This window comes from Methylobacter sp. BBA5.1, from assembly GCF_000746145.1.
Taxonomy (GTDB): Bacteria; Pseudomonadota; Gammaproteobacteria; order Methylococcales; family Methylomonadaceae; genus Methylobacter; species Methylobacter marinus.
This window is the reverse complement of sequence record NZ_JQKS01000071.1, coordinates 1-4,118: the sequence shown is the minus strand read 5'-3', so window position 1 is coordinate 4,118 and position 4,118 is coordinate 1. Positions and strand designations below refer to the sequence as shown.

4 protein-coding genes are annotated in these 4,118 nt (G+C 55.4%); all 4 read right to left on the bottom strand.

Annotated features, from left to right (window positions below; genetic code table 11):
- Nucleotides 1-184: 184 nt before the first annotated feature.
- From trbL to EK22_RS21620, 4 genes are read right to left on the bottom strand one after another with little or no spacing between them, the layout of a single operon-like run.
- A complete protein-coding gene (gene trbL, locus EK22_RS21635; protein ID WP_200882645.1) occupies nucleotides 185-1,885 on the bottom strand; it encodes a P-type conjugative transfer protein TrbL in 1,701 nt (566 codons plus the stop codon).
- Nucleotides 1,886-1,894: 9 nt separating this feature from the next.
- Nucleotides 1,895-2,113 carry an entry exclusion lipoprotein TrbK gene (trbK, locus tag EK22_RS21630; protein WP_036254370.1) on the bottom strand — a complete coding sequence of 73 codons (219 nt, stop codon included), beginning with the start codon at nucleotides 2,111-2,113 and terminating at the stop codon, nucleotides 1,895-1,897.
- 9 nt (nucleotides 2,114-2,122) lie between these two features.
- Nucleotides 2,123-2,887 (bottom strand): P-type conjugative transfer protein TrbJ, encoded by a 765-nt coding sequence (trbJ, locus tag EK22_RS21625; RefSeq protein ID WP_036254368.1) that lies wholly within the window; start codon nucleotides 2,885-2,887, stop codon nucleotides 2,123-2,125.
- 17 nt (nucleotides 2,888-2,904) lie between these two features.
- Nucleotides 2,905-3,990 (bottom strand): TrbI/VirB10 family protein, encoded by a 1,086-nt coding sequence (locus EK22_RS21620; protein ID WP_081918019.1) that lies wholly within the window; start codon nucleotides 3,988-3,990, stop codon nucleotides 2,905-2,907.
- Between the last annotated feature and the right edge of the window lie 128 nt (nucleotides 3,991-4,118).

The window sequence follows — 4,118 nt, the reverse complement described above, 5'->3', positions numbered from 1 at the left end:
GTCGAACCTGACAATACTGAAGTAGTCGCGAACCGCATCTTCGCAATTATCAACGACACCCACTCCTTGGAACATGCCGGCCATACAAAGCATCGACTTGCATGAATCCCTTGCATGACTTGGCTGCGCCAGTAACGATGCGGTTAAAACAACGGTAACAGCTATCTTTTTCATGAATTTCTTCCTATAGGATGTAACGGTTATTATCGCGATCACGGAAAGCGGCCACTTCGGACTCGGGATCGGCCGCAATGGATTCCGCCGAAGCCAGGCTGTTGTTGCCAAAGGTCGGGGTAGTCTGCTGTTGCGACACTTGCATATCCATTACGTCAGTGCTGCTTTGTCCGTTGATAGCGGCCGCGATCTTGCCGCCTGTGGTTTCTGCAATGCGCTCCATTGCCGCATCCGACATGCTGGCCGCCTTCGCCTTGGCCACTTCAGTCACGCCTTGCGCCAGATTGGCTGTTGCATCAGCCGCAATTCGCCCGGCAGTGCCGGCGGTCTTGGCGACAGAAGCCAGTATGCTTGGGCTGTCAGGAGAACTGGTTTGTTGATCGCTCGAACCGCTATTTTTGGCAGTGCCGTTCGATATGCCTTGCTGCTCGAAATTGCTGGCCTTGCCTTGGTCGATACCCTTTTTAACTTTGCCCTTGGCGTCCTTTCCTTCAGCCATGTCGTTTTTCGAGCTGTCTGAGTTAGGCGTACTGAATTCGGATGAGCCGCCGCCCAGCTGAGCGCCGCTAGCGAAACCAGCGGCTTGTGCGAAAGGTGTACCGCCAATACTGCTGTCAACACCGCTACTGGACAAACCACCTTCATCTGAAGGGCTGCCGAATCTCGAAAGAATGTCCGTGCCATTTGCCACATTTTCATTGGCCTTCGAGAAAGCCGCCTTGATGGCCGCCACACCACCGGCGGCTGAGGACGCACCAGCCGCGATAGCGGCGCCACCAGTGGCCGCCTCTGCGGTCGCCATGCCGGCCGCTCCAAGCGCCATACCTGCGCCGAAGCTGCCGATGCCGGCACCGCCGACACTGGCGCCGGTGATGATGCCGGCGATAAGGGATGGAATTTTGTTGACCAGGACTAGCAGTATGATCGTGACTATCAGCAAGACGCCCATTTCCTTAATGCTGATGCCCACGCTCATGCTGTTGTAGTAATCATCCAGGAAGGTCTTGCCGATGCCTACCAGGAGCACCATCGCCATGAGCTGTGCGGCCACGCCCAGGACAGTCTTGTAATAGTTGATCGCCATGTCCGTAGTCCACCTGGATCCGCCGAAACCCAGGAAGAACACGCCGCCATAGGCCAGTATCCAGCCCGCGACCAGGAGCAGGAGCATGTTTATCGAGACCAACGCCAGGATGATCAGAATCCCCAGCGCCATCAGAATGCCAACCGCACTGTCTACCGGCGTCCAGAACGAGGACTGGTCCAGCACCTTGTCGAAGATTTCAAAACCGATATCGACAATTCCTGACGGTGATAGCCCGTGACCAAGGCCGGTAGCGGTGCCGGCAAGTTGCCGCAACGACCTGTAGATCGAGGAGGCAAAATAAGGTCCATTGATCAGGAGCCACCAGAAAAATCCGGTAAAGATCGTGAAGCGGACCAATTCAGCGAAAAATTCGGCCATGTCGGCCCTGCGCAACGCCATCATGCCGAACGTCCAGACCATGGAAATGAGTACGAGCGTCCAGAACAGCCAGGTTGCCGCGTTGGTAATGACATCCGCCCAGCCCGCCGCTGCTGCTGAATAGCGATCTAGGGCGTTATCCATGACACCGGCATTGTCTATGGCTGCATGAGCATCGAGCGCAAAAAACGCCAGGCACAGGAATATCACTAATACGGCGTTTTTAAGGTTGGCCGGCATCCTCATATCCCTACCTCACCATTCGCGTTTTTCGCTGGGCTTGAAATTGCTGGTGCGACGCAGGCATTCCGAGGCGAATTTCTGCTGTGTGCCTTTGTCGCTGATTTTTTTTATGTTCTCGGGCTTACAGTTCTCATCGTTGACCACCGGTATTTCCTGTATCGGAAGGTCCGGAGAGCATGCGCCGACCAAAGCCGTAAAAAGAACGAAAAACAAAGTCTTGTTGGGTTTCATTAGGCCTCCTTACCACATCCGTGCCGGGCTGGGACGATAGCTGCCCAAGCGCAGTTGCACGGCCGCCGCTGCTTCCTGGGCTTCGCGATCCGCCAACGCCTGGTTGCGGGTGGCAATGGCATTTTGTTGCGCGATCAACAAGCCTCGTATTTGCAGAAGCTGGTTTGCCTGTTGACTGGCAAGCTGATTGGCGAACTGAAGTGCTTCCATCCTGCCGGTTGCGCTTTGCGCGGCTGATTGAAGCTGTTCCAAGCGGCTGGAATCGACCCTGAGTGCATCCTGTTGCCTGTCCAGACCCCGGAAAAGCGCATCATTGGCTTTCTTTTGCGACTCGGAAGCCAGGCGCCGGTTTTCGTCCATCGCCGCACGCTCAGCAGCGGAACAGCCTTCCGCCGAGTAACATGGAGATCCGCGGTAATAAGCGACATCCCCGAACTTGTTCAGGTAAGCATCGATACTGCCGAGCTGGGTCTTGTAATAGTTCAGCGTATCAGTGGCGCTCATCAGGTTGTTAATCGTGGACTGGGCTTGATCCCAGATATAGGCCGCCGGCGCCATCGTGTTTCGTAATTGGTCTTCGTACTGCTGTAGCTGAGTCTGATATTCCATAAGCTGCTGGAGCGTTTGCTGCACGTTGTTAAAAGCGGAAATGGATGTTTGAAACAGGTTGGGGGCGTCTCCGACAGGGATTCCGGCTGTCGCGGGCATGGAAAGCGGCCATACTGCCAGAGCCAGAGCAATTTTAGCGGCTAAAATTTTCGGTTTTCTTTTCATCTTTATTTCTCTTGGCGTTAATAATCAAATGCCCGATAAGGCTTGGAAAACGTCATGTCCTTGGTGACGATCACGTTGAAGCGATAGCCGGGACGAATTTCCAGGGTTGGGGCAAGGTTCATGTTTTTCGCAATCAGTTGCGCGGTGACCTGACCGAGCTGCTGGCCAATCGCCTCGCTTAGTGCCGTGCCGGCGTCCTGCCTGCCGAAGAATGTTCCCTGATCCTGCCGTTGACTGTAGGATACGGCGGCAGTCACGGCCGACATCAGCAACGCTGAACCGAACAGACGCACATAATGATGATTCTCCAGATCATTGAATCCGGCATATCCGGCGCTGTCTGCGCCCGGCATGGCACCGATATCAAGCGCTTTACCATCAGGGAATATAATGCGCTGCCAGGCGACAAGGACGCGGGCCTGACCATAGGCGACATCACTCGAATATGTTCCTACTAACCGTGATCCTTGCGGGATTAAGAGATATTTACCAACCGGTGTGTCATACACGTTCTGCGCCACTTGTGCCATGATTTGCCCCGGCAGCTCGGAGTTAATCCCGGAAATAAGCGTGGCAGGTACCACGAATCCGGCCCGAAGCTCATACGGGGAATGCGGCGCTTCGGTTTTAGAACCGAGCTTCCAGCGGTCGCCATTGCCGCCCGCGAATTGGGTGTAACGGCTACCGCTGCCGCCATCGGTCATAGTGTCATCGGTTGATGTCTGCAGCAGCGATGGAGCAGACGCGTCCGAGGACATCCCGCCACCGAGAGTACGGAAATGAGCCAGTTGCTTTTGATACGCGGCTGTAGGGTCATCCTGTCGCGATGCGGCCGAACTGAGTTGCTGCCGGACTGCCGCCAGCCTGGTCAGCATTTCTTCGCGGGTTTTGGGCGTATCCATGCTAACTGTTGACCCGGCACTGCGCGGAGCTATGACTTGTACGCCCGTTTTCGCTTTCACGGCGTCTTGGAACATTTGCAGTTTGGCCTGGCGGATGCGCTCTGCCTCATCATCGCGCGTCACTTGTTCAGATGATGGTGGCTTCGGTGGCATATCCAGGTCATCCGGCCGTGCAATCAACAACGGCTCAACCTGCGGCATGTCTGGCTCAGCGGGTAGCTTCAACGGCTCAATTAGTACTACAGTTGTAGATTATTTTTCTCCCTGCGTCGTCGGTAATGGCAGGCACGGGCAACGGCTTGATGGCGTCTTCGCCATAGCGACCAGTT